This window comes from Sphingobium aquiterrae, assembly GCF_037154135.1.
GTDB classification, from domain to species: domain Bacteria; phylum Pseudomonadota; class Alphaproteobacteria; order Sphingomonadales; family Sphingomonadaceae; genus Sphingobium; species Sphingobium aquiterrae.
On the sequence record NZ_JBANFL010000001.1, the window covers coordinates 265,029 to 289,259 of the forward strand.

20 protein-coding genes and 1 tRNA gene are annotated in these 24,231 nt (G+C 66.4%); 19 read left to right on the top strand and 2 right to left on the bottom strand.

Annotation, left to right across the window (positions count from 1 at the left end):
* Window positions 1-53 precede the first annotated feature (53 nt).
* From hisD to WFP78_RS01225, 15 genes are all read left to right on the top strand, one after another.
* Complete coding sequence (gene hisD, locus WFP78_RS01155; RefSeq protein WP_336957927.1) at window positions 54-1,343, top strand: histidinol dehydrogenase; 1,290 nt, start codon at window positions 54-56, stop codon at window positions 1,341-1,343.
* A gap of 96 nt (window positions 1,344-1,439) precedes the next feature.
* Window positions 1,440-1,886, top strand: coding sequence for a transcription antitermination factor NusB (gene nusB / locus WFP78_RS01160; protein WP_336957928.1), 447 nt, complete (start codon window positions 1,440-1,442; stop codon window positions 1,884-1,886).
* A gap of 1 nt (window position 1,887) precedes the next feature.
* Entirely contained in the window at window positions 1,888-2,811 is a 924-nt protein-coding gene (gene thiL / locus WFP78_RS01165; protein WP_336957929.1) for a thiamine-phosphate kinase, read from the top strand.
* A gap of 259 nt (window positions 2,812-3,070) precedes the next feature.
* A complete protein-coding gene (locus WFP78_RS01170; RefSeq protein ID WP_336958205.1) occupies window positions 3,071-3,421 on the top strand; it encodes a DUF3147 family protein in 351 nt (116 codons plus the stop codon).
* Between the two features lie 294 nt (window positions 3,422-3,715).
* Window positions 3,716-5,839, top strand: a complete 2,124-nt coding sequence (locus WFP78_RS01175; RefSeq protein WP_336957930.1) for a sodium-translocating pyrophosphatase — start codon at window positions 3,716-3,718, stop codon at window positions 5,837-5,839.
* Window positions 5,840-6,012: 173 nt separating this feature from the next.
* On the top strand, window positions 6,013-7,275 hold the full coding sequence (locus tag WFP78_RS01180) for an aminotransferase class V-fold PLP-dependent enzyme (RefSeq protein WP_419722888.1): 1,263 nt from the start codon (window positions 6,013-6,015) through the stop codon (window positions 7,273-7,275).
* A gap of 48 nt (window positions 7,276-7,323) precedes the next feature.
* Entirely contained in the window at window positions 7,324-8,451 is a 1,128-nt protein-coding gene (locus WFP78_RS01185; RefSeq protein ID WP_336957932.1) for an 8-amino-7-oxononanoate synthase, read from the top strand.
* Window positions 8,448-9,083 (top strand): dethiobiotin synthase, encoded by a 636-nt coding sequence (bioD, locus tag WFP78_RS01190; protein ID WP_336957933.1) that lies wholly within the window; start codon window positions 8,448-8,450, stop codon window positions 9,081-9,083. The genes WFP78_RS01185 and bioD overlap by 4 nt, the downstream gene beginning before the upstream one ends.
* On the top strand, window positions 9,080-10,333 hold the full coding sequence (locus WFP78_RS01195; protein WP_336957934.1) for an adenosylmethionine--8-amino-7-oxononanoate transaminase: 1,254 nt from the start codon (window positions 9,080-9,082) through the stop codon (window positions 10,331-10,333). The genes bioD and WFP78_RS01195 overlap by 4 nt, the downstream gene beginning before the upstream one ends.
* Before the next feature lie 71 nt (window positions 10,334-10,404).
* The gene (infA, locus tag WFP78_RS01200; protein ID WP_010162480.1) at window positions 10,405-10,623 is read left to right on the top strand and encodes a translation initiation factor IF-1; all 219 of its coding nucleotides are present in this window, start codon (window positions 10,405-10,407) and stop codon (window positions 10,621-10,623) included.
* A gap of 15 nt (window positions 10,624-10,638) precedes the next feature.
* Window positions 10,639-11,238, top strand: a complete 600-nt coding sequence (locus WFP78_RS01205) for a Maf family protein (protein ID WP_336957935.1) — start codon at window positions 10,639-10,641, stop codon at window positions 11,236-11,238.
* Window positions 11,231-12,241, top strand: a complete 1,011-nt coding sequence (locus WFP78_RS01210) for a ribonuclease (RefSeq protein WP_336957936.1) — start codon at window positions 11,231-11,233, stop codon at window positions 12,239-12,241. Before WFP78_RS01205 ends, WFP78_RS01210 begins: the two co-directional genes overlap by 8 nt.
* Window position 12,242: 1 nt before the next feature.
* On the top strand, window positions 12,243-12,407 hold the full coding sequence (locus tag WFP78_RS01215) for a DNA gyrase inhibitor YacG (protein WP_336957937.1): 165 nt from the start codon (window positions 12,243-12,245) through the stop codon (window positions 12,405-12,407).
* A gap of 74 nt (window positions 12,408-12,481) precedes the next feature.
* Window positions 12,482-12,557 (top strand) — tRNA-Phe (locus tag WFP78_RS01220).
* A 274-nt stretch (window positions 12,558-12,831) separates the two neighbouring features.
* Entirely contained in the window at window positions 12,832-13,398 is a 567-nt protein-coding gene (locus WFP78_RS01225) for an OmpA family protein (protein WP_336957938.1), read from the top strand.
* 414 nt (window positions 13,399-13,812) lie between these two features.
* Here WFP78_RS01225 and WFP78_RS01230 read toward each other — a convergent pair whose 3' ends face one another.
* Window positions 13,813-14,877 carry a LacI family DNA-binding transcriptional regulator gene (locus WFP78_RS01230; RefSeq protein ID WP_336957939.1) on the bottom strand — a complete coding sequence of 355 codons (1,065 nt, stop codon included), beginning with the start codon at window positions 14,875-14,877 and terminating at the stop codon, window positions 13,813-13,815.
* A gap of 456 nt (window positions 14,878-15,333) precedes the next feature.
* Here WFP78_RS01230 and WFP78_RS01235 point away from each other — a divergent pair, with 456 nt between their 5' ends.
* The 4 genes from WFP78_RS01235 (at window position 15,334) to WFP78_RS01250 (ending at window position 21,390) form a co-directional block, all read left to right on the top strand.
* On the top strand, window positions 15,334-17,499 hold the full coding sequence (locus tag WFP78_RS01235; protein WP_419722882.1) for a penicillin acylase family protein: 2,166 nt from the start codon (window positions 15,334-15,336) through the stop codon (window positions 17,497-17,499).
* A gap of 51 nt (window positions 17,500-17,550) precedes the next feature.
* Complete coding sequence (locus WFP78_RS01240; protein WP_336957940.1) at window positions 17,551-19,170, top strand: NAD(P)/FAD-dependent oxidoreductase; 1,620 nt, start codon at window positions 17,551-17,553, stop codon at window positions 19,168-19,170.
* Between the two features lie 111 nt (window positions 19,171-19,281).
* On the top strand, window positions 19,282-20,037 hold the full coding sequence (locus WFP78_RS01245) for a response regulator transcription factor (protein ID WP_336957941.1): 756 nt from the start codon (window positions 19,282-19,284) through the stop codon (window positions 20,035-20,037).
* A 15-nt stretch (window positions 20,038-20,052) separates the two neighbouring features.
* Window positions 20,053-21,390 (top strand): sensor histidine kinase, encoded by a 1,338-nt coding sequence (locus WFP78_RS01250; RefSeq protein WP_336957942.1) that lies wholly within the window; start codon window positions 20,053-20,055, stop codon window positions 21,388-21,390.
* Between the two features lie 84 nt (window positions 21,391-21,474).
* Here the strand turns inward: WFP78_RS01250 and WFP78_RS01255 are convergent, their stop codons facing one another.
* Window positions 21,475-23,880, bottom strand: coding sequence for a TonB-dependent receptor (locus WFP78_RS01255; protein ID WP_336957943.1), 2,406 nt, complete (start codon window positions 23,878-23,880; stop codon window positions 21,475-21,477).
* Window positions 23,881-24,231: the final 351 nt, after the last annotated feature.

The following is a 24,231-nucleotide window of genomic DNA, read 5'->3' on the forward strand; positions in this document are numbered from 1 at the left end:
ACCACCGTCATTCCCGCCTTCGCAGGAATGACGGCAAATGAGGGCATGCGCTGATGCCCCTTCGCCTTGACAGCAATGACGCGGGCTTTGCCGACGCCTTCACCGCGCTGGTCGATGCCCGGCGCGAGGCGGACGAGGATGTCTCGCGCGACGTGACCGCGATCCTCAAGCGCATCCGCGCCGAGGGCGATGTGGCGCTGGCCGATTATACCCAGCGGTTCGACCGGCATGATCTGGAGACCAGCGGCTGGTCCGTAACCCGCGCGGAGATGGATGCGGCGCTGGCCGGCATCTCCACGGAGTTGCGCGACGCGTTGGAACTCGCCGCTGCGCGGATCGCCGCCTATCATGAGAAGCAGAGGCCGCAGGACAGCGACAGCGTGGACAGCGCCGGTGTGCGTCTGGGCGCGCGGTGGAGCGCGGTGGATGCGGCGGGCCTCTATGTGCCGGGCGGGCGCGCGGCCTATCCCAGTTCGCTGCTGATGAACGTCATTCCGGCAAGGGTCGCGGGCGTCGAACGCATAGCGATGGTGACGCCGACGCCGGGCGGTCAGATCAACCCCATGGTGCTGGCCGCCGCCCGCATCGCCGGGATCGAGGAGATCTGGCGCGTGGGCGGGGCGCAGGCGATTGCCGCGCTCGCCTATGGCACGAAAAGAATCGCGCCGGTCGATGTCATCGTCGGCCCCGGCAACGCCTGGGTCGCGGAGGCCAAGCGGCAGCTTTACGGCGTCGTCGGCATCGACATGGTGGCCGGGCCGTCCGAGATCGTGGTCGTCGCCGACGGCCGCAACGACCCGGAATGGATCGCCGCCGACCTGCTGAGCCAGGCCGAGCATGATCCGACCAGCCAGTCGATCCTGTTCACCGACGACCCCGCCTTTGCCGATGCCGTCGGCGCGGCCATCGAGGCGCAGATCGAGCGGCTGCAGACGCGCGAGACCGCGCGGGCCAGCTGGAACGCCAATGGCGCGATCATCACCGTCGATACGCTGGAGGCATCGCTGCCGCTGGTCGACCGGCTTGCGCCCGAGCATCTGGAACTGGCCGTCGATGATCCCGACGCGCTGTTCGCGCAGGTGCGCCATGCCGGCTCCGTCTTCATGGGTCGCATGACGCCGGAAGCCGTGGGCGATTATGTCGCCGGGCCGAATCATGTGCTGCCCACCGGCCGCCGCGCGCGCTTCTCCTCCGGGCTTTCGGTGCTCGATTTCATGAAGCGCACCAGCTTTCTGGCGCTCGACAAGGCGGCGCTCGAAGCCATCGGGCCGGCCGCCGTCGCGCTGGCCCATGCAGAAGGACTTCCCGCGCACGCCGCATCGGTGGCGCAGCGCCTGAGTTGAAAACAGCCGTTCGGGCTGAGCCCGTCGAAGCCCTGTCCTCCTCCAAAGAAGAACGGCCCTTCGACAAGTTCAGGGCGAACGGATAAGGATATCGAAATGAACCAACGCGCCAAATCCCGCTCCGCCGCCCGCCTTGCCGCGGTGCAGGCCCTGTACCAGAAGGAAATGGAGGGCACGCCGATCACGGTGCTGCTCACCGAATTCCACCAGCATCGCCTTGGCGCGACTATCGAGGACGTGACATACGCCCATGCCGAGGAAAGCTTCTTCGACGATCTGGTGGCCGGCGTCGATGCGCGGCAGGACGAGATTGACGGGCTGATTTCCGGCAAGCTGTCCTCGGGCTGGAGCCTCGATCGGCTGGACAAGCCGATGCGGCAGATCCTGCGCGCGGGCGTCTACGAACTGCTCGCCCGCAAGGACGTGGCGACCCCCACCGTCATCAGCGAATATGTCGACGTCGCCCACGCCTTTTACGAAAAGCGCGAGACGGGCTTCGTCAACGGCCTGCTGGATGGCGTGGCGAAGGTCGTGCGCACCTGATGTGAGCGGCGAGGCCGCCTTCATCGACCTGTTGCGCGGGCTTGCGCGCGATCCCGCCGCGCGGGGGCTGATGGACGATGCGGCGGTGCTGCCCGTGGGCGGCGAGCGGTTGATCCTGACCAGCGATATGATTGTCGAAGGGGTGCATTTCCTGCCCGCCGATCCGCCCGCCGACATCGGCTGGAAGCTGGCGGCGGTGAACCTGTCCGACCTGGCGGCCAAGGGTGCCCGGCCCGTCGCCTGCCTGATGAACTATGCGCTGTCCGGCGATGCTGGCTGGGACGCGGCGTTCCTTGGCGGGCTGCGCGAAGCGCTGGAGGCTTATGCGATGCCGCTGGTCGGCGGGGACACGGTGGCTATGCCTTCGGGCGCGCCGCGCGTCTTCACCCTGACCGCGATGGGACTGGCGACCAGCGATATCGTGCCGGCGCGGGGTGGGGCGAAGGCGGGCGACCGGCTGTTCGTCACCGGGTCGATCGGCGACGCGGGGGCCGGGCTCACGCTGCTGCAACAGGGGGAGAGTGCGCCCGCATCGCTCATCGCCGCCTATCGCCGCCCGCAACCGCGCCTTGCCGAAGGGTGTGCCTTGGCGCCGCATGTCCACGCGATGATGGATATCTCCGACGGCCTGCTGATCGACGCGGGCCGGATGGCCGGGGCGAGCGGGCTGGGCGCGCGGATCACCCATGTGCCGCTGTCACCGGCGCTGGCAGATATGTCCGCCGACCTCCGCGCCGCCGCGCTCATGGCTGCCTGTGCAGGCGATGACTATCAACTGCTCTGCGCCGCGCCGATGTTGCCGGACTGCGGATTTCCCATGATCGCGGTGGGAGAATTGGTGCCGACGCCGGGGTTGACGCTGGAAATCGACGGCAAGGCCATGCCGCTACCCGAGCGGCTGGGTTACGAACATGGCTGCACCTGAGAAGACAGGCTTCTGCCTGTGGTGGGCAGAATTCTATCGACGGCGAATGGATGCTGAAACAAGTTCAGCATGACGTCGGAAGGAAGTCCAATTCTCACCCCAAAACCGTCATTCCCGCGGAGGCGGGAATCCATCTCCTGACCTGACACCCAGCGCCTTCTGATGGGAGCTGCCTCCCCGCCTGCACAGGGATAACGAAAGGATGATTTCCACCCATCCTAGCCATTGCCAATATCGCGCGCTCGGGCTTTATGGCGCGATGCTGTATCTTGCGATCAAGGCGCTGGTTTCCGGTATTCTCGTGGCGGTCGCTTCCGAGGTGGCGAAGCGTTTGCCGGGCGTTGGCGCGCTGATCGCGTCCCTGCCGCTGGTTTCCGTGCTGGGCATGATCTGGCTCTGGTCGGACAAGCCGGATGCGCAGAACATGGCGGCGCATGCCCAGGCGACATTCTGGTATGTGTTGCCGTCCCTGCCGATGTTCCTGCTGATCCCCGTGCTGCTGCGGCATGGCACGCCATTCTGGGCGGCGTTGCTGGCGGGCTGTGTCCTGACCGTGATGCTCTATGTCCTCATGACCGTGCTTGGCGCCCGTTTCGGACTGCGCCTTTAGCGCGAAATTGCCGCGCCGGCCGTCCTCTGCGCTCACCCTCTCGCTCCGCCTCGTCCACCAACCGGCTTGACGTGAGCGGTTCGGCATATAGGCTCTTTCCTGAACGGATTTTCAGCTTTGGTCGGGATGCATATGCCTGTGACCCCATGCGATCCATGTGACGCTGACCTGCCCGCCGTGCCGCGCGACCGGATGCTCCATTCCCGGCCGATGGCGGAGCCATGCCATTCACCGCCCGTCATTCCCTGCGGAGCGGCGTCTATGACAATCCACAAAAGGGGGAGAGGATAGCCCATGTCAGTTGTTCATATTGCCATAGGGTGCGGCCTGCTGGCTGTGCTCTATGGCCTGTTTACCAGCCGCCAGGTGCTGGCCATGTCCGCCGGCGACGAGAAGATGCAGGCGATCGCCGCCGCCATCCAGGAAGGGGCGAAGGCCTATCTGGCCCGGCAATATCGCACCATCGCCTTTGTCGGCATTGCCGTGGCCGTGCTGGTCTTCATCTTCCTGGGCGGGCTTTCGGCCGCGGGGTTCCTGATCGGGGCGCTGCTTTCGGGCTCGGCGGGGTTCATCGGCATGAACATCTCCGTGCGCGCCAATGTGCGGACGGCGCAGGCCGCGCGCGCATCGCTGCAGAGCGGCCTGACGGTCGCCTTCCGCGCCGGCGCGATCACCGGCATGCTGGTGGCGGGGCTGGCGCTGCTCGCGATCGCGACCTTCTTCTGGTATCTGACCGGCCCCGCCGGTTACGCGCCCGATGACCGCGCCGTGGTGGACAGCCTGGTGGCGCTGGCCTTCGGGGCGAGCCTCATCTCCATCTTCGCGCGGCTTGGCGGCGGCATCTTCACCAAGGCGGCCGATGTCGGCGCGGACCTTGTGGGCAAGGTGGAAGCCGGCATCCCGGAGGACGACCCGCGCAACCCGGCCGTCATCGCGGACAATGTGGGCGACAATGTGGGCGACTGCGCCGGCATGGCCGCCGACCTGTTCGAAACCTATGTGGTGACGGTGGGCGCGACCATGGTGCTGATCGCGCTGCTGGTGAGCGGTGTCGACAACGCCTTCAAGATGCAGCTGATGTCGCTGCCGCTGATCGTCGGCGGGGTGTGCATCATCACCTCGATCATCGGCACCTACATGGTGCGGCTGGGCGCTGGCCAGTCGATCATGGGCGCGCTCTACAAGGGGTTCTGGACGACGGCGCTGCTGTCGATTCCCGCGATCTTCTATGTCACCTGGCGCACGCTGGGCGACATGCACACGCCCTTCGGCACCGATCTGGACGGCAGCGGCGGCTATACCGGCATGCAGCTGTTCTGGTCGATGATGGTGGGGCTGGGCGTCACCGCGCTGCTGGTCGTCATCACCGAATATTATACCGGCACGGGCTATCGCCCCGTCCGCTCCATCGCCAGGGCGAGCGAGACCGGCCATGGCACCAATGTCATCCAGGGGCTGGCGATCAGCCTTGAATCGACGGCGCTGCCGACGCTGGTGATCTGCATCGGCATTATCGTGGCGCACCAGTTCGCCGGCCTGATCGGCATTGCCTTCGCCGCGACGGCGATGCTGGCGCTGGCCGGCATGGTGGTGGCGCTGGACGCCTATGGCCCGGTGACGGACAATGCCGGCGGCATCGCCGAAATGGCCGGCATGGAAGACAGCGTGCGGGTGAAGACCGACGCGCTCGACGCGGTGGGCAACACGACCAAGGCGGTGACGAAGGGCTATGCCATCGGCTCTGCGGGGCTTGCCGCGCTGGTGCTGTTCGGCGCTTATACGGAGGACCTGAAATTCTACAATGCGGCGCTGGGCCTGACCACGCCGGTCGATTTCAGCCTGTCCAACCCCTATGTCATCGTCGGCCTGCTGCTGGGCGCATTGCTGCCCTATCTGTTCGGCGCGATGGGGATGACGGCGGTCGGCCGCGCGGCGGGCGACGTGGTGAAGGATGTGCGCGAGCAGTTCGCCACCAACAGCGGCATCATGGCCGGCACGTCGAAGCCCGATTACGCCCGCACCGTCGACCTTGTCACCAAGGCGGCGATCAAGGAGATGGTCGTGCCCAGCCTGCTGCCGGTGCTGGCGCCGATCCTGGTGTATTTCGTGATAAAGGCGGTCGCGGGTGTCGCCAACGGCTTTGCGGCGCTTGGCGCGTTGCTGCTGGGCGTCATCGTCTCCGGCCTGTTCGTCGCGATCTCGATGACATCGGGCGGCGGCGCGTGGGACAATGCGAAGAAATATATCGAGGACGGCCATCATGGCGGCAAGGGATCGGACGCCCACAAGGCGGCCGTGACCGGCGACACGGTGGGCGACCCCTATAAGGACACGGCCGGGCCGGCCGTGAACCCGATGATCAAGATCACCAACATCGTCGCGCTGCTGCTGCTGGCGGCGCTGGCGCACGGTGCCTGATCGGACGGCGCAGGAGACAGAGGGGCGGTCCCGCACAGGGCCGTCCCACTTTTTTCGTGCTTCCTGGCTTTTCTTGCATTCTGTGTCATTTGCCGGGATGCGGCTCTTGCCATGCGGCCACCATTGCGGCCACCCTGAGGCGGATTTGCTGATCGGGGAGCGCTTTCGTGGACATGACACGCCGGATGCTGCTGGCTACAAGCGCGGCGGCCCCGCTCGCCGGGCGCGCGCTGGCGGCCGTTCCTTCCATCGCCATGGATGAAGCCTATTGGGCGGACATCGCGGCGCAATATGATGTGACGCGTGAGGTCGTCCAGCTGGAAAACGGCAATTGGGGCATGATGGCCAGGCCCGTGCTGGCGGCCTATCAGCAGGCGGTCGCGCGGGTGAACCGGGATAGCAGCTATTATGCCCGGCGCGGCATGGGCAAGGATTTGATGGCGGTGCAGGCGCGGGTGGCGCAGGCGCTGGGCGTCACGCCGCAGGACGTCGTGCTCACGCGCAACGCGACCGAGGCGCTGAAGGGACTGATCACCGGCTATAACCGGCTGCGGCCGGGCGACGCGATCCTCTACGCCGATCTCGATTATGATTCGATGCAGGCAAGCATGGACTGGCTGAAGGGCCGGCGCGGCGTGGATGTGGTGACGATCGCGCTGCCGGAGCCAGCGACCCACCAGTCACTGATCGACGCCTATGCAGCGGCTTTCGATGCGCATCCGAAGGTGCGGCTGGTGCTGCTCACGCACCTCAGCCATCGCACGGGGCTCGTCATCCCGGTGAGGGAAATTGTGGAACTGGCGCGGGCGCGGGGCATCGACGCGATTGTCGACGCGGCGCACAGTTGGGGGCAGCTGGACTTCGCGCTGCCGGATATCGCCGCCGATTTCGTGGGCGTGAACCTGCATAAATGGATGGGCGCGCCGCTGGGAGTGGGTGCCATGGTCATCCGAAAGGAGCGGATCGCCGATATCGATGCCGATCCCGGTGAGGAAGGCGGCCGCGCCGACAGCATCCAGTCGCGCGCGCATACCGGGACGCCGGATTATGCGGCCCAACTGACCGTGCCTGTCGCGCTGGATTTCCAGCAGGCGATCGGGGCGGGGCCGCGCGCCGCGCGGTTGCGCCATCTGCGCGATCGCTGGGCCGAAGCGCTGCGCGGGATGGACGGGCTGGAAATCCTGACCCCGGCCGATCCGCGCCTGTCGGGGGCCATCACATCCTTCCGCCTGCGCGGGCTGACCTCCGCCGACGACAATCGACTGGTGGCGAAGGCGCTGCTGGACGAGCATCGCATCTTCACCGTCCATCGCACCGGCGTTGCCAAGGGGGCGTGCGTTCGCGTGACGCCGGCGCTGTTCACTTCGCCCGCCGATGTCGATGCGTTGGTCGTGGCGCTGAAGCGGTTGGTGCCGAAGCTGGCGAAACCTGTCTGACGGGATTTTCTGTTGCTGCCCGCTGCAACCGGACTATCAGGACGGGCAATGAAAGAGACCGATCCCCTTGCCCGGCAACTGGCCTCCCTGGACGTGCGCGGCCGGTTGCGCCGGCTCATCCCAAGAGCGGGGCGGGATTTTGCCTCCAACGATTATCTCGGGCTTTCGGGCGACATGGCGATCGCGCGGGCGGTGGCCGATGCGGCGCTGCGCGGGGTGCCGGCGGGGTCGGGCGGGTCGCGGCTGCTGCGCGGCAATGCGCCCGAGCATGAAGCGCTGGAGGACAAGGCGGCGGCCTTTTTCGGGGCGGAGGCGGCGCTGTTCATGGCCAATGGCTTTGCCGCGAATGTCGCGCTGGTGGGGGCGCTGCCGCAGCGCGGCGACCTGATTGTCGCAGACGAACTGATCCATGCGAGCGCGCATGATGGCATCCGGCAGTCGCGCGCCGCGCATGGCTTTGCCACGCATAATGATCCGCAGGCGTTCGAGGATCGGATCGTCGCCTGGCGCACGGGCGGCGGCAAGGGGCGGCCATGGCTGCTGTGCGAGACGCTCTACAGCATGGATGGCGACATCGCGCCGGTCGATGCCCTGCTGGCAGTGGCGCGGCGCCATGGCGGCGTGCTGATGGTGGACGAGGCGCATGGGACGGGCGTGTTCGGTCCCGGCGGGCGCGGCATCGCGGCGCATCTGGAGGGGGCGGGGGATGTCGTCTCGCTCCACACCTGCGGCAAGGCGATGGGGGTGGAAGGCGCGCTGGTCTGCGGACCCCGGCTGATGATCGACTACCTCGTGAACCGGGCGCGGCCCTTCATCTTCTCGACCGCGCCCTCGCCGTTGATCGCGGTGGCGGTGGCGACGGCACTGGACCGGGTGGCGGTGGGGGATGACCGGCGGGCACAGCTTGCCCATCTGCGCGCCGTGGCGGCGGACGCGATCTGTGTACCGCTGGGGCTGCCCGCGCCGCGCAGCCAGATCCTGCCCGTCATCCTGGGCGAGGACAAGCGCACCATGGCCGTGGCGGCGGCGCTGCAGGAGGCGGGGTTCGACGTGCGCGGCATCCGCCCGCCCACGGTGCCGCCGGGCACATCGCGCCTGCGCATTTCGCTGACGCTGAATGTGGATGAGGGCGATGTGCGGGCGCTGGGGCGCACGCTGGTGGACCTCATCGCATGAGCGCGCTGGTCGTCACCGGCACGGATACCGACATCGGCAAGACGGTGTTCGCCGCCGGGCTCGCAGGCGCACTGGGCGCGCATTACTGGAAGCCGGTGCAGGCGGGCGTCGCGCCGGAGGGGGACAGGCAGACGGTCGCGCGCCTTTCCGGCCTGCCCGCCGGGCATATGTTGCCCGAAGCCTATCGGCTGTCCACGCCGGCTTCCCCGCATCTGGCGGCGCGGATCGACGGGGTGGAGATCGCAGTGGAACGCCTCGCGCTGCCGGCCGTCGACGGGCTGCTGGTGGTCGAGGGCGCAGGCGGCGTGCTGGTGCCGATCAGTGAAACCTTGACCATGGCGGACCTGTTCGCCCGCTGGCGCGCGCCGGTGATCCTGTGCGCGCGAACCGGGCTGGGCACGATCAACCACAGCCTGCTGAGCATGGAGGCGTTGCGCGCGCGGCAGGTGCCGGTGCTGGGCATCGCCTTCATCGGGGAGGCGCATGCGGAGAATGAGCGCATCATTCCGCTGATGGCCGGGGTGCCCTCGCTCGGGCGGCTGCCGCGGCTCGATCCGCTGGACGCCGGCACGCTGGCTGCCGCGATGCGGGACCATGTCGATCTGGCCGCGATCAGGGCGGCGCTCGCATGAGTTCGCCGGTCTGGCATCCCTTCACCCAACATGGCCTTGGCGAAGCGATCCCCCATGTCGTCGGCGCGCAGGGGGCGCTGCTGCATCTGGCCGATGGCGGCACGCTGATCGACGGCATTTCCAGCTGGTGGGTGACGACCCATGGCCATTGCGAGCCGCGCATCGCCGCCGCCATCGCCGCGCAGGCCGCAACGCTCGATCAGGTGATCTTCGCCGGCTATACCCACGACCCCGCCGAAGCGGTGGCGCGGGGCCTGATCGCGCTGGCGCCGGAGGGGCTGACCCGTGCCTTCTTCTCCGACAGCGGATCGACATCGGTGGAGGTGGCGCTGAAGATGGCGCTGGGGCATTGGCATAATCTGGGTGTCGCGCGGCACCGCATCCTCGTGCTGCAGCACAGCTATCATGGCGACACCATCGGCGCGATGTCGGTGGGCGAGCGGGGGGTGTTCAACCGCCCCTATGCGCCGCTGCTATTCGATGTCGGCACTATCCCCTTTCCCCATGCCGGGACAGAGCAGCAAAGCCTCGACGCGCTGGACGCCGCCTGCGCCGTTGGCGATGTCGCCGCCTTCATCGTCGAGCCGCTGCTGCTGGGGGCGGGGGGCATGCTGATCTATCCGCCGTGGGTATTGCGGGAGATGGCAGCGATCTGCGCCCGCCATGGCGTGTTGCTGATCGCGGACGAGGTGATGACCGGATGGGGCCGTACGGGCACGCTCTTCGCCTGCGAACAGGCGGGGATTTCGCCCGACATCATGTGCGTCTCGAAGGGGATCACCGGCGGCGCGCTGCCGCTGGCGGTTACGCTGGCGCGCGAGGCGATCTTCGAAAGCCATCGCAGCACCGATCGCGCGCGCGCCTTCTACCATAGCAGCAGCTACACCGCGAACCCCATCGCCTGCGCGGCGGCCGCGGCGAACCTTGCCATCTGGCGGGACGAGGATGTGCTGGGCAAGGTGCAGGCCGTGGGCGCGATGCTGGAGCAGGGGCTGGTGCGGATCGCGGGCCACCCCGCCTTCGAAAATCCCCGTCGGATCGGCGCGGTCGCCGCCATCGACATGAAGGTGGCCGACGCCGGCTATCTCTCCGATATCGCGCCGCGATTGCGTGCTTTCTTCCTCGATCGCGCTATCTTGTTGCGTCCGCTGGGCAACAGCATCTATGTGATGCCGCCTTACTGCATCGACGCGGATCAGCTTTCCCGTGTCTTTGACGCCATCGCAGAGGCAGGCCGCCGGGCGCTTTGACTCGGCACAGCTTTCCATTCCCACCATTTGGCGCTATGGCGGCGCGAATTTTTTGAGTCTGTCGGATATATATGGCGAAAGAAGAACTGCTTGAAATGCGCGGACAGGTTGTGGAGTTGCTCCCCAACGCGATGTTCCGTGTGAAGCTTGAGAATGATCACGAAATTCTCGGGCACACCGCCGGCAAGATGCGCAAGAACCGCATCCGCGTGCTGGTGGGTGACGAAGTGCTGGTCGAACTGACCCCTTATGATCTGACCAAGGGTCGGATTACCTATCGCTTCAAATAAGCGGGGGTGCCGCGCATGACGCGCTTGATTCCCCCGCCGGCGCCCCGACTTGTGCTGGCCTCGTCCTCGCCCCGGCGCGTCGACCTGCTCGGCATGATCGGCGTGACGCCCGACGCCATCGACCCGGCCGATATCGACGAAACGCCCCATGCCGGCGAACTGGCCGCGCCCTATGCGCAACGCATGGCAGCAGAAAAGGCCGTGGCTGTGGCCGCGCGCCATCCTGGATCGCTGATCCTTGCGGGCGACACGGTGGTCGCTGTCGGCCGCCGCATCCTGCCCAAGGCGGAGAGCGAGGAGGAAGGGCGCACATGCCTTTCGCTGCTCTCGGGTCGCCGCCATCGCGTGCTGAGCGCGGTGACGTTGATCGACGGGGAAGGCCGCGCGCGCCATCGCCTTTCGACCAGCATCGTCACCTTCAAGCGGCTGCACGACGATGAGATAAACGCTTATATCGACAGTGGCGAATGGCATGGCAAGGCGGGCGGCTACGCCATTCAGGGGCGTGCCGCCGGGCTCATCCGTTCCATCCAGGGCAGCCATGCCGCCATCGTGGGTCTGCCGGTTTATGAGGTACGCGCATTGCTGATCGCGGCAGGATATCCCCTTGGCTGAGTGGTTGTACGAGGAAGGCATCGGCGAAAGCCGCGCCGCACTGATCGAGCGCGGCCGCATCGTGGAGGCGCAGGTGGAGCGCGAGGGGCGTGGCGTGCTGCCCGGCGCAGTGGCGCAGGGGCGGCTCACCCACACGCTGATCCCCAAACGGCGCGGCATCGTGCGGCTGGTGGAGACCGGCGAGGAAGTGCTGCTGGAACCCATCCCGCCGCGCACGGCCGAAGGCGGCCTGCTGATGCTCGACATCCAGCGCGAAGCGATTGCCGAAGAAGGCCGGGCCAAGCTCGCCAAGGGCCGTGTCGCCCAGCCGGGCGGCAAGCCGCATCCCGGCCCCAGCCTGCTCCAGCGCATCCGCGCCACCGACATCCCCGTCATCCCGTGCCCCGCGCATGAGGAAGACCGGCTGGAGGCGCATGGCTGGAGCGAGCTGATGGAAGAGGCGATGAGCGGCGAGGTGGGCGCGGAAGACGCCGCGCTGCGCATCTTCCTGACGCCGGCGATGGTGCTGATCGACGTGGACGGCAGCCTGCCGCCCGCCCAGCTTGGCCCCAAGGGCGCAAAGCTTGCCGCGCAGGCGATCCGCCGCATGGGGATAGGCGGCTCGATCGGCATCGACCTGCCGACGCTCAACAACAAGGACGAGCGGCTGGTTGCCGCCGCGCAGATCGACAAATATCTGCCGCTGCCCTTCGAGCGGACGGCGGTGAACGGCTTCGGCTTCATCCAGATCGTGCGCCGCCGCGAGCGCCGCTCGCTGATGGAAGTGCTGCGCGAAGATCCGGCGATGACGGCGGCGATGGCGCTGCTGCGCCGGGCGGAACGGCACAGCGGCGGGGCGGGCGACAGCCAGGGCGGCGCCGTGACGCTGGTCGCGGCCCCCGCCGTCATCGACATCGTCCACCGCACGCCGGACTGGACGCAGCGGCTGGAACGCCGCCGCGGCGGCCCCGTCACCTTGCGCGCGGACGCATCGCTCGCCATATCCGCAGGCTATGCGCAATAGGATGAACCCCGCCCGATGCCCCGTGTGCAAGGCGCCGCAACAGGCCGAATTCCGGCCCTTCTGCAGCCGCGCCTGCCGCGACCGCGATCTATTGAAATGGCTCGGCGAAGGCTATGCCGTACCCGGCCCGCCCGCCGACCCGGACATGCAAAAAGACGAAGAATAAGGGCTGGACAGAGCGCCGCGGCCGCGACTATAGGCAGCGCTCCCAACCGCAAGGCGACTTCACGCCTGCGGCCTGCCCGGGTAGCTCAGTTGGTAGAGCATGCGACTGAAAATCGCAGTGTCGGCGGTTCGACTCCGTCCCCGGGCACCATTATTTTCCAATAACCTGCCTTCCTCGCCAAGCCGTGTCTGTTTTACGGGCCGGCAAGCGGGCGCGTGAAGGGGCTGGCTGACCAGCTATTATGCCCATCCTCATGCCCTTGATCGAAGAATGTGGCGCTCTTGGGGTTCCGGCGTTAGCCTGCTCGCATGGTTGGGGAAACGCCGCATTTTGCGATGCCGGATATGGGTGTGGCTCGCCTGTTCCGGTTGAGGGGGGCTGGCGGTGCCTCGGTGGCGGGGCATGTCGAAGGAAGACTGAAGAGATGACGCGCCTTATCCTGCTCGGTTTCCTGATGGTGTTCATCCTGTCGATCGGCGTGGCGCTCAAATCCTGCCAGTCGACGGCGCCAGATATCCAGGCGCCTGTCGTCGCCAAGGGCGATAGCGGCATCGTCGCCCTGCGCGACGGCGCGACGCTGGTTGCGCAAAAGGGCACGGTCGGCCGTGCGCTGGTCGACTGGTTCGCGTCCGACGACGCCTCGCCGCGATCCTTCGAGCTTGGCGGGCAGGAATTCCTTGGGACATCGTCGGAACTCACCATCGAATCGAAGGGGCGGTTGCCGCGGTTGATCGCGATGCTCAAGGCCAACCCCGATGTGACGGTGCATGTGATCGGCCATACCGATCCGTCGGGCGATGTGGCGGCGGACCGGGCTCTGTCCCAGGCGCGTGCCAAGGCCCTGGCAGAGCTTTTGATCGGCGGCGGCATATCGCGATCGCGCCTGAGTTTCGAAGGCGTGGGCGCGACCGTGCCGATCGCCGACAACGCCCTGCCCGAAGGTCGCGCCCGTAATCGGCGGGTGAGCCTGGTGCTGACCCGCGAGCGCTGAGACCGGCGGCCGTGGTTGCACGCTGGCCATGGGGTGATGGGGCAGGTGTGATGGGTAGTGGCCGGCGGTTCGCTGCAATATGTCCCGATGCGCAGGCCGCCCGCGCTGACAGCCATGGTCGCGGGGGGCTTTCCGCCGATTTCCTCAAGGGGCCTATCGCGCCCGCCGGGCATGAAGGAGGGCTGTTGCCGGCCTCGTCATGCTCCACCCCGCTCGCCTGCATGCGGTCTGCGATTGCGCCATCTGCGGACCGTGTCATGGCCGCAATCATCCATGCCTGACCGCACGCGCAACGGCGATATCGGCTCTCACCGCATCAAGGATGTGAAGGGCGGGATGCCGAATGGATATTTGGTATCGCAACCAAGAGAGTGGCGTCCGGAACCGGCATCTGGTGACACCGGCATCGGCGCATCATGCCTGTTCCCACCCCTTGCGGTGATGAAGCTGCGGCACCGCGTCCGATTGGCGGCGGATGAGCGTATAGTGCATTTTCGCCTGTTTCTGGGCGGCGTGGCCGGTCGCGCCCTTGTTGCGGCGTATCTCCAGGGCCAGCAGGGCCATCGCTTCCCGGCCCATGTCCCGGATCGGCTGGCGGATCGTCGTGAGCGCCGGCCAGATCGTGCTGGCCAGCGGCGTGTCGTCGAAGCCGCAGACCGTCAGCTCGGCGGGCACATTGATCTGGTGCTGATGGGCGATGGTGATGGCGGCCGCCGCCATGTCGTCATTGCATGCGAAGATCGCCGTCGGCCTGGAAGGCAGCGTCAGCAGGCGTTCGGTCGCCTCCAGGCCCGATCGGTAGGTGAAGTCCCCCTCGACCACCCATGCCCCGTCCGCCGGCAGGTCATGCTCCGTCATCGCCTGGCGATATCCCTCCAGCCGTCGCGCGCTGGCCTTGTGCTGCACATGCCCCTTGATGAAGGCGATGCGGCGATGGCCCAGGTCGATGAGGTGGCGGGTCATCTCATGCGCTGCAAGGCGATTGTCGATGGCGACGGCCGTCAGCGCGGGGTCCGCATTGTCCGGCGCGATGGCCACCGCCGGAATATTGTTGAGCGCCAGCGCGGCGATGAGTTCGACATTGTCGCACAGCGGCGGCGGCAGGATGGCGCCGGACACGCGCGCACGGGAAATCCGTGCGACGATGTCCTGGGCCGAAGCTTCCACCGGGCATTGCTCCACCAGCACGTGAAGATGGTGGTTGGATGCCTCGTCCAGCCCGCCCAGCAACAATTCGCCCAGATAGGCGGAGGTCGTGGTGTTGCGATAGAGCAGGGCGACGCGGCGGTCATCGCTGCCGGCCAGCGCGCGCGCGATGGCGCTGGGCGCATAGTTCAACTCGGCCACGGCCTTTTCGACACGGGCGCGGGTTTCCGGCCGGACCCAGCTCTTGTGATTGATGACCCGCGAAACCGTCATGACGGACACGCCCGCGCGCGCCGCGACATCGCGGATGGTCGGCAGCTTTCCGTCGCTCATCGAAGCGACTGGCAGGCGTGGGGAATGCAGCGGGCCGGGCGTGGATGGCCCGATGGAGGGAGACCAGGCTCCACGAAGCCGTCGATGAAGGCGAAGATGCCACGTAACATTTGGCCTGGAGGGCTCCCCTGTGGAAAACGGAAGGCGGGATGATATGTTCGACAGGTGATTGAGGGTCATGCTCTTGTCAAGCCGGCCCCCGTCGCCGGCCGGGGCAGCTTGGCAGCGGCCATGTCAACATTTGGTCGGGGCATGGCGGGCGCCATCTTGAACATCGCCGCGCGATCCGACTAGGTTCGCCCTTCCGTGCGGGGGTGCGGGGCGCCGTCCAGGCTTGCTCCATCATCGCTGCATGTCCTGGACGGGTTCGTCCGTCATGATTTGCTGGAGATCCGGGTGTATCCTTCCCATCATTCTGTCTTGCGCACGGTTTCGGCATTTACGCGCGGCTGCGCCATGGCGACGCTCGCCGTCGGCCTGCTTGCTTCACCGGCCATGGCTGCGTCATCGCCGGGCGCGGAGCCGGGGACCGACTATGCGAAACGGATCACCATCACCCGCGACACATGGGGTATCGCCCATGTGAAGGGGCATACGGATGCCGATGCGGTGTTCGGCATGGTCTATGCGCAGGCCGAGGACGATTTCCCCCGGATCGAGGCGAACTTCCTCACCAGCCTTGGCCGCATGGCCGAGGCGGAGGGGGAAAAGGCGATCTGGCAGGACCTGCGGCAACGGCTGTTTGTCGACCCGGTGACATTGCAGGCCGATTATGCGGCCAGTCCGCTCTGGCTGAAAAAGCTGATGCAGGCATGGGCGGCGGGCCTCAACCATTATCTCGCCACGTATCCGCAGGTGAAGCCGCGCGTGCTCACCCATTTCGAACCGTGGATGGCGCTGAGCTTCCCAGAAGGCAGCATCGGCGGCGATATCGAGGCGGTGCCGCTGAGCCAGCTGGAAGCCTTTTACGGCAAGCAGCCGCTGGCGATGACGGCGATGGAACTGGGCCTTGTGTTCAGGGAACCGGCGGGCTCCAACGGCATCGCCATCGCGCCCTCCCACACGAAGGATGGTCACGCCCTGTTGCTGATCAACCCGCACACCACCTTCTTCTTCCGCTCCGAACTGCAGATGACCAGCGACGAGGGGCTGAACGCCTATGGCGCGGCGACCTGGGGCCAGTTCTTCATCTATCAGGGCTTCAACGCGAACGCCGGCTGGATGCACACGACCAGCGGCGTCGACCGGGTCGATGAATTTGCCGAGACCGTCGAAAAGGGGCCGGACGGCACGCTGCGCTACCGTCATGGCACCGCGTGGCGGCCGGTGACGACGAAGACGATCACGCTCAACTACCGCACGCCCGACGGTGGCCAGGCGACCCGCAGCTTCGCCACCTATGCCACCCATAATGGCCCGATCACCCGCGCGCAGGACGGGCGCTGGATCGCGACATCGCTGATGAACCGGCCGGTCCAGGCGATCGAGCAGAGCTTCCTGCGCACCAAGGCGCGGGACTTGGCCGGGTTCATGAAGGTCGCCGCACTGCAGGGCAATTCATCGAACAACACGCTGTTTGCCGACAGCAAGGGCGCGATCGCCTATCTGCATCCGCAATTCGTCGCGAAGCGCGACGACCGGTTCGATTACCGGCAACCGGTGGACGGCAGCGACCCGCGCACCGCATGGCAGGGGATGCATGCGATGGCCACGCTGCCGCAGGTGATTTCGCCGGCCAATGGCTGGGTGATGAACGTCAACAACTGGCCCTGGACGGCGGCGGGCAAGGACAGCCCGAAGCGCGAACTATTCCCCCGCTATATGGATCAGGTGGGGGATAATCCGCGCGGCGACCATGCGATCCGCGTGCTCTCCGACCGGCGGGATTTCACGCTGGATGGGCTGGTCGCGGCGGCCTACGATCCCTATCTGCCGGCCTTTGCCCGGTTGCTGCCGCCGCTGACCGGCGCATGGGACCGCCTGGCCGAAGGCGACGCCCGCCGGGCGAAGCTGGCCCCGGCCATCGCCATGCTGAAGGCATGGGACTATCGCTGGGCGATCGATTCCAGGGCCACGTCGGTGGCCGTGTTCTGGGGCGAGGCGATGTGGCCGGTGGTGAGCGATGCGGCCCGCGCGGCGAAGCTTTCCGCCTGGGACTATATCGCCACGCGCAGCACCGACGCGCAGAAGCTGGACGCGCTGGACAAGGCGATCGACCGGCTCACCGCCGATTTCGGCGGCATCGACGTGCCCTGGGGGCAGATCAACCGGCTGCAGCGCAATGACGGGGCCATCGCCCAGACGTTCGATGACAGCAAGCCCAGCCTGCCGGTGCCCTTCACCTCCGCGCAATGGGGCTCGCTCGCCTCCTTCGCGCCCAAGCGCTTTCCCGGCGCCAAGCATTATTACGGCACGTCGGGGAACAGCTTTGTCGCGGCGGTGGAATTCGGTCCGCGCCTCAAGGCCAGGGCGGTGAGTGTCGGTGGCGAGAGTGGCGACCCTGCCTCGCCGCATTTCGCCGACCAGTCGCCGCTCTATGCCGCGGGCAAGCTGCGCGACGTCTATTTCTACCCCGAAGATGTCGCGCAACATCGCGAGCGGACCTATCATCCCGGCGAGTAGGGCGCGTTCACGCCCATGGCATTGCCGGCCGAACTGGCATAAGCGCGTGGCATGTTGCGTCTTTCCGAAATCAAGCTCCCCCTCGACCATGCCGAAGAGGCGCTGAGAGAAGCCGTCCTCGCGCGGCTGGGCATCGCGCCGGAGGATCTGCTGTCGTTCAGCATTGCCCGGCGCGCCAATGATGCGCGTCGCAAGTCGGCGATCCTGATGGTCTATTCGGTCGATGTGCTGCTGCGCGACGAGGCGGCCGTGCTGGCGCGCCTGGCCGGGGACAATCATGTCCGCCCGACGCCGGACACGGGCTATCGGTTCGTGGCGCAGGCGCCCTCCGGCCTGCCCCATCCGCGCCCGGTCGTCATCGGCGCTGGCCCCTGCGGCCTGTTCGCCGGCCTGATCCTGGCGCAGATGGGGTTCCGGCCGATCATCCTTGAGCGCGGCAAGGTCGTGCGCGAGCGGACGAAGGACACCTGGGGGCTGTGGCGCCGCGCGGTGCTGAACCCTGAATCCAACGTGCAGTTCGGCGAGGGCGGGGCCGGCACCTTTTCCGACGGCAAGCTCTACAGCCAGATCAAGGACCCCCGCTTTCTGGGCCGCAAGGTGCTGACCGAATTCGTGAAGGCCGGCGCGCCGGAGGACATTCTGACCGAGGCGCATCCGCATATCGGCACCTTCCGGCTGGTGACGATGGTGGAGGCGATGCGCCGCACCATCGAGGCACTGGGCGGCGAATATCGCTTCGAACATCGGGTCGAGGATTTCGACATCGAAACCATGGCCGATGGCAGCCGCAGGCTGAAAGGGCTGCACCTGCACGGCGGCGAATATCTGGCGGCGAACCATGTCGTACTGGCGGTGGGGCACAGCGCGCGCGGCACCTTCCAGACGCTTTACGACCGCGGCGTGCATATGGAGGCCAAGCCCTTCTCCATCGGCGTGCGGATCGAGCATCCGCAAAGCTGGATCGACCGCGCCCGCTTCGGCCCATGCGCGGGCCATCCCGATCTGGGCGCGGCGGCCTACAGCCTGTCGCATCATTGCGCCAATGGCCGCACCGTCTACAGCTTCTGCATGTGCCCCGGCGGGCGCGTGGTCGCCGCCACATCGGAGGAAGGGCGGGTCGTCACCAACGGCATGAGCCAATATTCGCGGCAGGAATTCAACGCCAATTCGGGGCTCGTCGTCGGCATCGATCCGCAGCGCGACTATCCCGGCCATCCGCTGGCGGGCATCGACCTGCAGCGCCGGTTGGAGGATGCGGCCTATATCGCCGGCGGTTCCAACTATCATGCGCCGGGCCAGCGGGTAGAGGATTTCCTTGCCGGCCGGCCCTCCACCGCGATCGGCGCGGTGCAGCCATCCTACAAGCCGGGCGTGAATCCCACCGACCTTGCCGGGGTGCTTCCCGATTTCGTGGTGGCGGCGATGCGGGAGGCTTTGCCGGTCTTCGGCCGCCAGATCGCCAATTACGATCATCCCGATGCGATGATGACCGGCGTGGAAACGCGCACGTCATCCCCGGTGCGGATCACCCGCGGCAAGGATTTCCAGAGCCTCAACACGCAGGGGCTGTTCCCGGCGGGCGAGGGCGCGGGCTATGCCGGCGGCATCCTGTCCGCGGGGGTCGACGGCATCAAGGTCGCGGAAGCCCTCGCGCTGAGCATGATCGGCTGATCGCCCACGATTTCCCGCCATTATGAGTGACCGGCGGTGCCGGTTGCTCTATAGCGGAGATCGGCCGATCAGCATTTTTCGGCCCTCTGTATAATGTTCAGGTCGTCCGCAATGCATGTCGCTCACACCTCCGACGCTCCCGACACCGCCACGCGCCACCAGCCGCAGGCCGGGCCCGCGCCATCGCCCGGTTTCGACCTGCTGATCGTGGAGGATGACGAGGCGCTGGCGGCCCTGCTCGCAAAGCAGCTGGCGGCTTTCGGCCACCGCACGACGGTTGTCGGCGATGGCCGCGCGGCGATTACCGCGGTGACGGATCAGGTGTACGACGCGATCATTCTCGACCGTATCCTGCCGGGGCTGGACGGCGTTGCCGTGCTGGAGCGCCTGCGCGATGCCGGTGTGACCGTGCCGATCCTGATGCTGACCGCGCTGGGCCAGTCCGCCAACAAGGTGGAGGGGCTGAATGCCGGGGCGGACGATTATCTGGTCAAGCCCGTCGACGCCAACGAACTCAACGCCCGCCTCCATGCGCTCTACCGGGCGCGGCACTGGAAGAGCGACGAGGGCGACATGCTGCGCGCCGGCGATATCGTCATCAGCCCGCAGAAGGTCCGCGCCTGGCGGGCGGGCAAGCCGCTCGACCTGCCCAATATCGAATTCAGGCTGCTGACCGAATTCGTGCGCAATGCCGGCGCGGTGCTGACCCGCCCGATGCTGCTGGAGCGGGTGTGGCAATATGATTTCGAGCCGACGACGAACATCGTGGAAGCCTATATCCGCCGCCTGCGGATGAAGCTGACCGAGCATGGCGGCGACGACCCGATCGTGACGATGCGCGGCGTTGGCTACAGATTGCGCGAATAGCGTGGCCGGCCGGGCATGAGGCTGCGATCGTTGCGCGGGTTGACGCTGGCCTTCCTGCTGGCCTTCCTGACGACCACGATCCTGACGGGCGTCGGCATCTTCATGGCGACCAGCACGACCATCAATCATCTTGTCGACCAGCGGATCGCGGGCGAAAGCAGCGCGTTGGCGCCCGAAGGGATGCCGGCCGACCGCGCCCGGCTGGCCGAAAGGATCGGCGACCTTGCGCGCGATCGCGACACCGGCGACCTTGCGATCCTGCTCACCGATGCACGGGGCGGGCGGATCGCCGGCAATGTCGCGATCGCGCGGCTGCTGCCGCTGGGCTATTCCGGCCTTGCCCGCAGCGACGGCATTGCCGGGCTCAGCCATGGCCGGGCGCTGGTGCGGGATATCGGCGGCGACATGCGCCTGACGGTCGCGGCGGAAACCGAGCCGTTCGATCATTATAATGCCGCCCGCCTGCGCATCTATCTGGCCGGCTTCGGCGCGATCGTCGCGCTGGTGGTGGGCGCGACCTTCCTGTTCGCGCGCACGATCCGGCGGCGGATCGTGGAGATGCGCCGGACGGTCGAGGCGATCATCGACGGCGACATGCGCCGGCGCGTGCCGCTGGATGGCTCGGGCAGTGCGTTCGATCAGCAGGCGGGCGCCTTCAACCGGATGCTGGACCGCATCGGCACGCTGATGGGTCAGATCAGCAATGTGTCGAACGACATCGCCCATGAGCTGCGCACGCCGCTGACGCGCCTGCACCAGCGGCTGGCCCTGCTGGCGGCGCGGCCGGATGCACAGCCGCTGCGCACCGAGCTGGACGAAGCGATGGCGGATGCGAACCGGCTGCTTGCGATGTTCGGGGCGATGCTGCGCATTGCGGAAGTGGAGGGCGGGGCGCGGCGGGCCGGCTTTGCGCCCGTCGCGCTTGGCGCGCTGTGCGAGGAAACGGTTGCGACGATGGAAGCGGTGGCCGCCGAAAGCGGGCATGTGCTGGCGGTGGAGCGCTGCGACGCGGTGGAGATACGCGGCGACCGCCAGCTTCTGGGCCAGATGCTGATCAACCTGATCGAAAACGGCCTGCGATATACGCCTGCCGGATCGCGGATCACGCTGCGGCTGATGCGGGGGGATTATGAAGCGAGACTTGAGGTCGCGGACAATGGCCCCGGCATCGCGCCGGCACAGCGCGAACGCGCGCTTACCCGCTTCGGCCGGGTGGACCCGGAGCGCGGCAGCGCGGGCTATGGCCTTGGCCTGCCGCTGATCGACGCGATCGTGCGGCTGCACCGGGGCAGGATGATGCTGGAGGATGCCGCGCCGGGCCTGCGCGTGGCGATCGCCCTGCCGCTGACCTGAAGATACCGCTGACCTGACAGGGCGAAAAAAGAGCCGGGTCGCGATGGGCGACCCGGCTCTCTGGAACATGCCCGAAGGCTTGTCTTAGAAGTTGGCGGAAAGTTCCACGCCATAGGTGCGCGGCGCGTTGAAGTTCGCATAGTCGCCCAGCACCGCGCGGTTCGCGTTCGACCGGCGATAGATGTGCGATTCGTTAAACAGGTTGCGCGCCCAGACCGACAGGGTGAACTTCTGGCCGGCATCGGTCATCCTGATGTCTGCCAGCGAGAGGCGACCGTTGACGATGAAGCTGGGGTCCGCCTTCACCGATTCATTGTCGAAGGTGTAGGCCGACGAAGAATAATTGCCGTCCAGGTGGAAGCGCACGGTGGTGTCGTCGCCGCCCACCGGCAGGGCATAGTCGATCGTGCCGGACGCGGCGTTGCGCGGGGTGAACACGATGAACACATTCTGGAACACCGCAGCGGTATTTGCCGGATTGACCTGTCGGTTGAGCTGTTCCTGCACGGTGTTCTCGGCCGGCGGCATCTTCGTGTAGGTATAGGCATAGGATGCGCCAAGCGTCAGATTGTCGATCGGCTGCACCGTCAGGTCGGCCTCGACGCCGCGGATCTTGGTGGTGCCGGCCGCATTCACCGTTTCCAGCGTGTTGCGGATCGTGCCGTCGGTCTGCGGCACGAAGAAGTTGAAATCGACCTGGCTGTTGTTGCGGTCCATGATGTAGGCTGCGAGGTTCAGGCGCACCCGCTTGTCGAGAAATTCGGTCTTGGCGCCGATTTCATAGGACTTGACCGTTTCCGGGCCGAAGGAGCGGTAGTTCGTGGAGCGCGAGCTGGCGCCGCCGGCGCGATAGCCGGTCGCATATTTGGCGTAGAGATGCGCGTTGGCCGTCGCATCCCAGGCCAGCGTCACCATCGGGTCGAAGCGATCGTTCTTCTGGTCGAAGGTGAAGTTGGTCGCCGCGCCGTTGACGATGAAGAGCTGGCCGTTCTTCTTGTCATGCGTGTAGCGGCCGCCGGCGGTCAGGTGGACGGTATCGATGCCCGCCGGGGTGTATGTGACCTGGCCATAGGCCGCATAGCTCTTGGAATAGGCGATGCTGGCGCGGGCGATGGTCGACGTGGCGAAGGTGGCGATGTCCGCGATGGAATAGCCGGTGCCGTCGGCATTCCACTTGTTGCTGTTGGGCGTGCGGGCGGCGTCATTGGCGCGCTCGTTGAAATAATAGAGGCCGAACACATAGTCGATCTGCGGCAGGCTGCCGACCAGCTGCAGTTCCTGGCTGAACTGGCGCTGGTCCAGGTTCGACAGGCTGTAGCGGCTGAAGCCGATATTGGGCAGGAACTGCGGGGTGCGGTGGGCGCCGCCCGAATTGTCCCACTGCTCGTCGCTCACGGTGCGCCATGCGGTGATGGAGCGCAACTCGGCATTGGGGGCGAATTCCCATTTCAGGTTCGCAAGGAAACCCTGTGTCTTGTCGATGCTGGGCTGCTGCGGCACGCCGACATCGGCGCTGGAGGAGCGGTCGGGCTGGACCTGAACGACCGGCGGCAGCGGCGCGATCATGCCCGCGGGCACCTTGTTGCCGGCGGCGGCAATCTGCGCCAGCGTGGCGACGGGCAGGCCGTTCGGATTGAAGTTGATCAGCTGGCTGTAGAAGGGCGTGTTCTCGTCACGGCTCTTGTCGAAGGCGAAATCGGCGGTGAAATTGGGCGCCGGCGTCCAGCGCGCGGCGATGCGGCCGCCATAGCGGTGATACTGGTTGAAGCCGGCCTGGCCGGCCAGCGGGTTCGTCGTCGTCGGGTCCTGATGCTGCAGCACGCCATCGACCTTGACGGCGATGTTGTGATATTCCGGCAGGTTCAGGTGCAGACCGGCGGTGTAGCTGCCAAAATTGCCGAAACCGGCCGACAGGGTGCCGCCGAATTTACCGGTGGGCGCCTTGGTGACGAGGCTCAGCGCGCCGCCTTCGGTGTTGCGGCCGAACAGCGTGCCTTGCGGACCCTTCAGCACTTCGACGCGCTCGATGTCGAACAGGCCGGCGTTCAGGCCATGCTGGCGGCCGAGATAGACGCCGTCGATATAGACGCCGACGCCCTGTTCGCGGGCGGGCTGGTTGGCGTCGAGCGGCACGATGCCGCGGATGCCGATGGTCAGCGCCGACTGGCGGGCTTCGAAGGTCGCGACGCGCAGGGACGGCACGGCGCCGTCGGCAAGGTCGATCACGCTCTGCACATGGCGGTCGGCGAGCGCGGCCGTGCTCAGCACGTTCATCGAGATCGGCGTTTTCTGGAGGTTCGTCTCACGCTTGGTCGCGGTGACGACGATGTCGCCAAGGCCGGCGTCCATATCCATCGTCGGGTCGGCGACGGCCGGCGTGGCGGCTGCGTTGCCTGCCGATGCGCCCTGGGCGAACGCAGGCGAGGCGAGACCGGCCATGAGCGCGCTGCCGATCAGCAGCTGCCGGCGCAGGGTGGAAGGATATCGCATGTGTCGTGCCCCTTTGTGCAAATTGATTCGTTGCTTCGAGGGGCGGCTACAGGAGAAGAAAGTCTGAAATGTTACATGGATTGTAACATAAACAGTATTGAAGATTTCATTTTCGTTTCATATTGAAGTTTTCATAAAATGAACTGCGATTTAAGATTGTTTTTATCGCGAATATTTCATGTAATATTCCAAATATATTTCAGTAAACGGGAAAATTTAACTTAAAATCATCTTTGGGATGTGAAATATAATCGCAGACATAATTCGATAGATATTTTGAATAATCAAGTAATGTCCCGCAAATCCGGCAAGGGGGCTTTTTGTTTCGTGCGCTGTGCCGGTGAGCGGCGT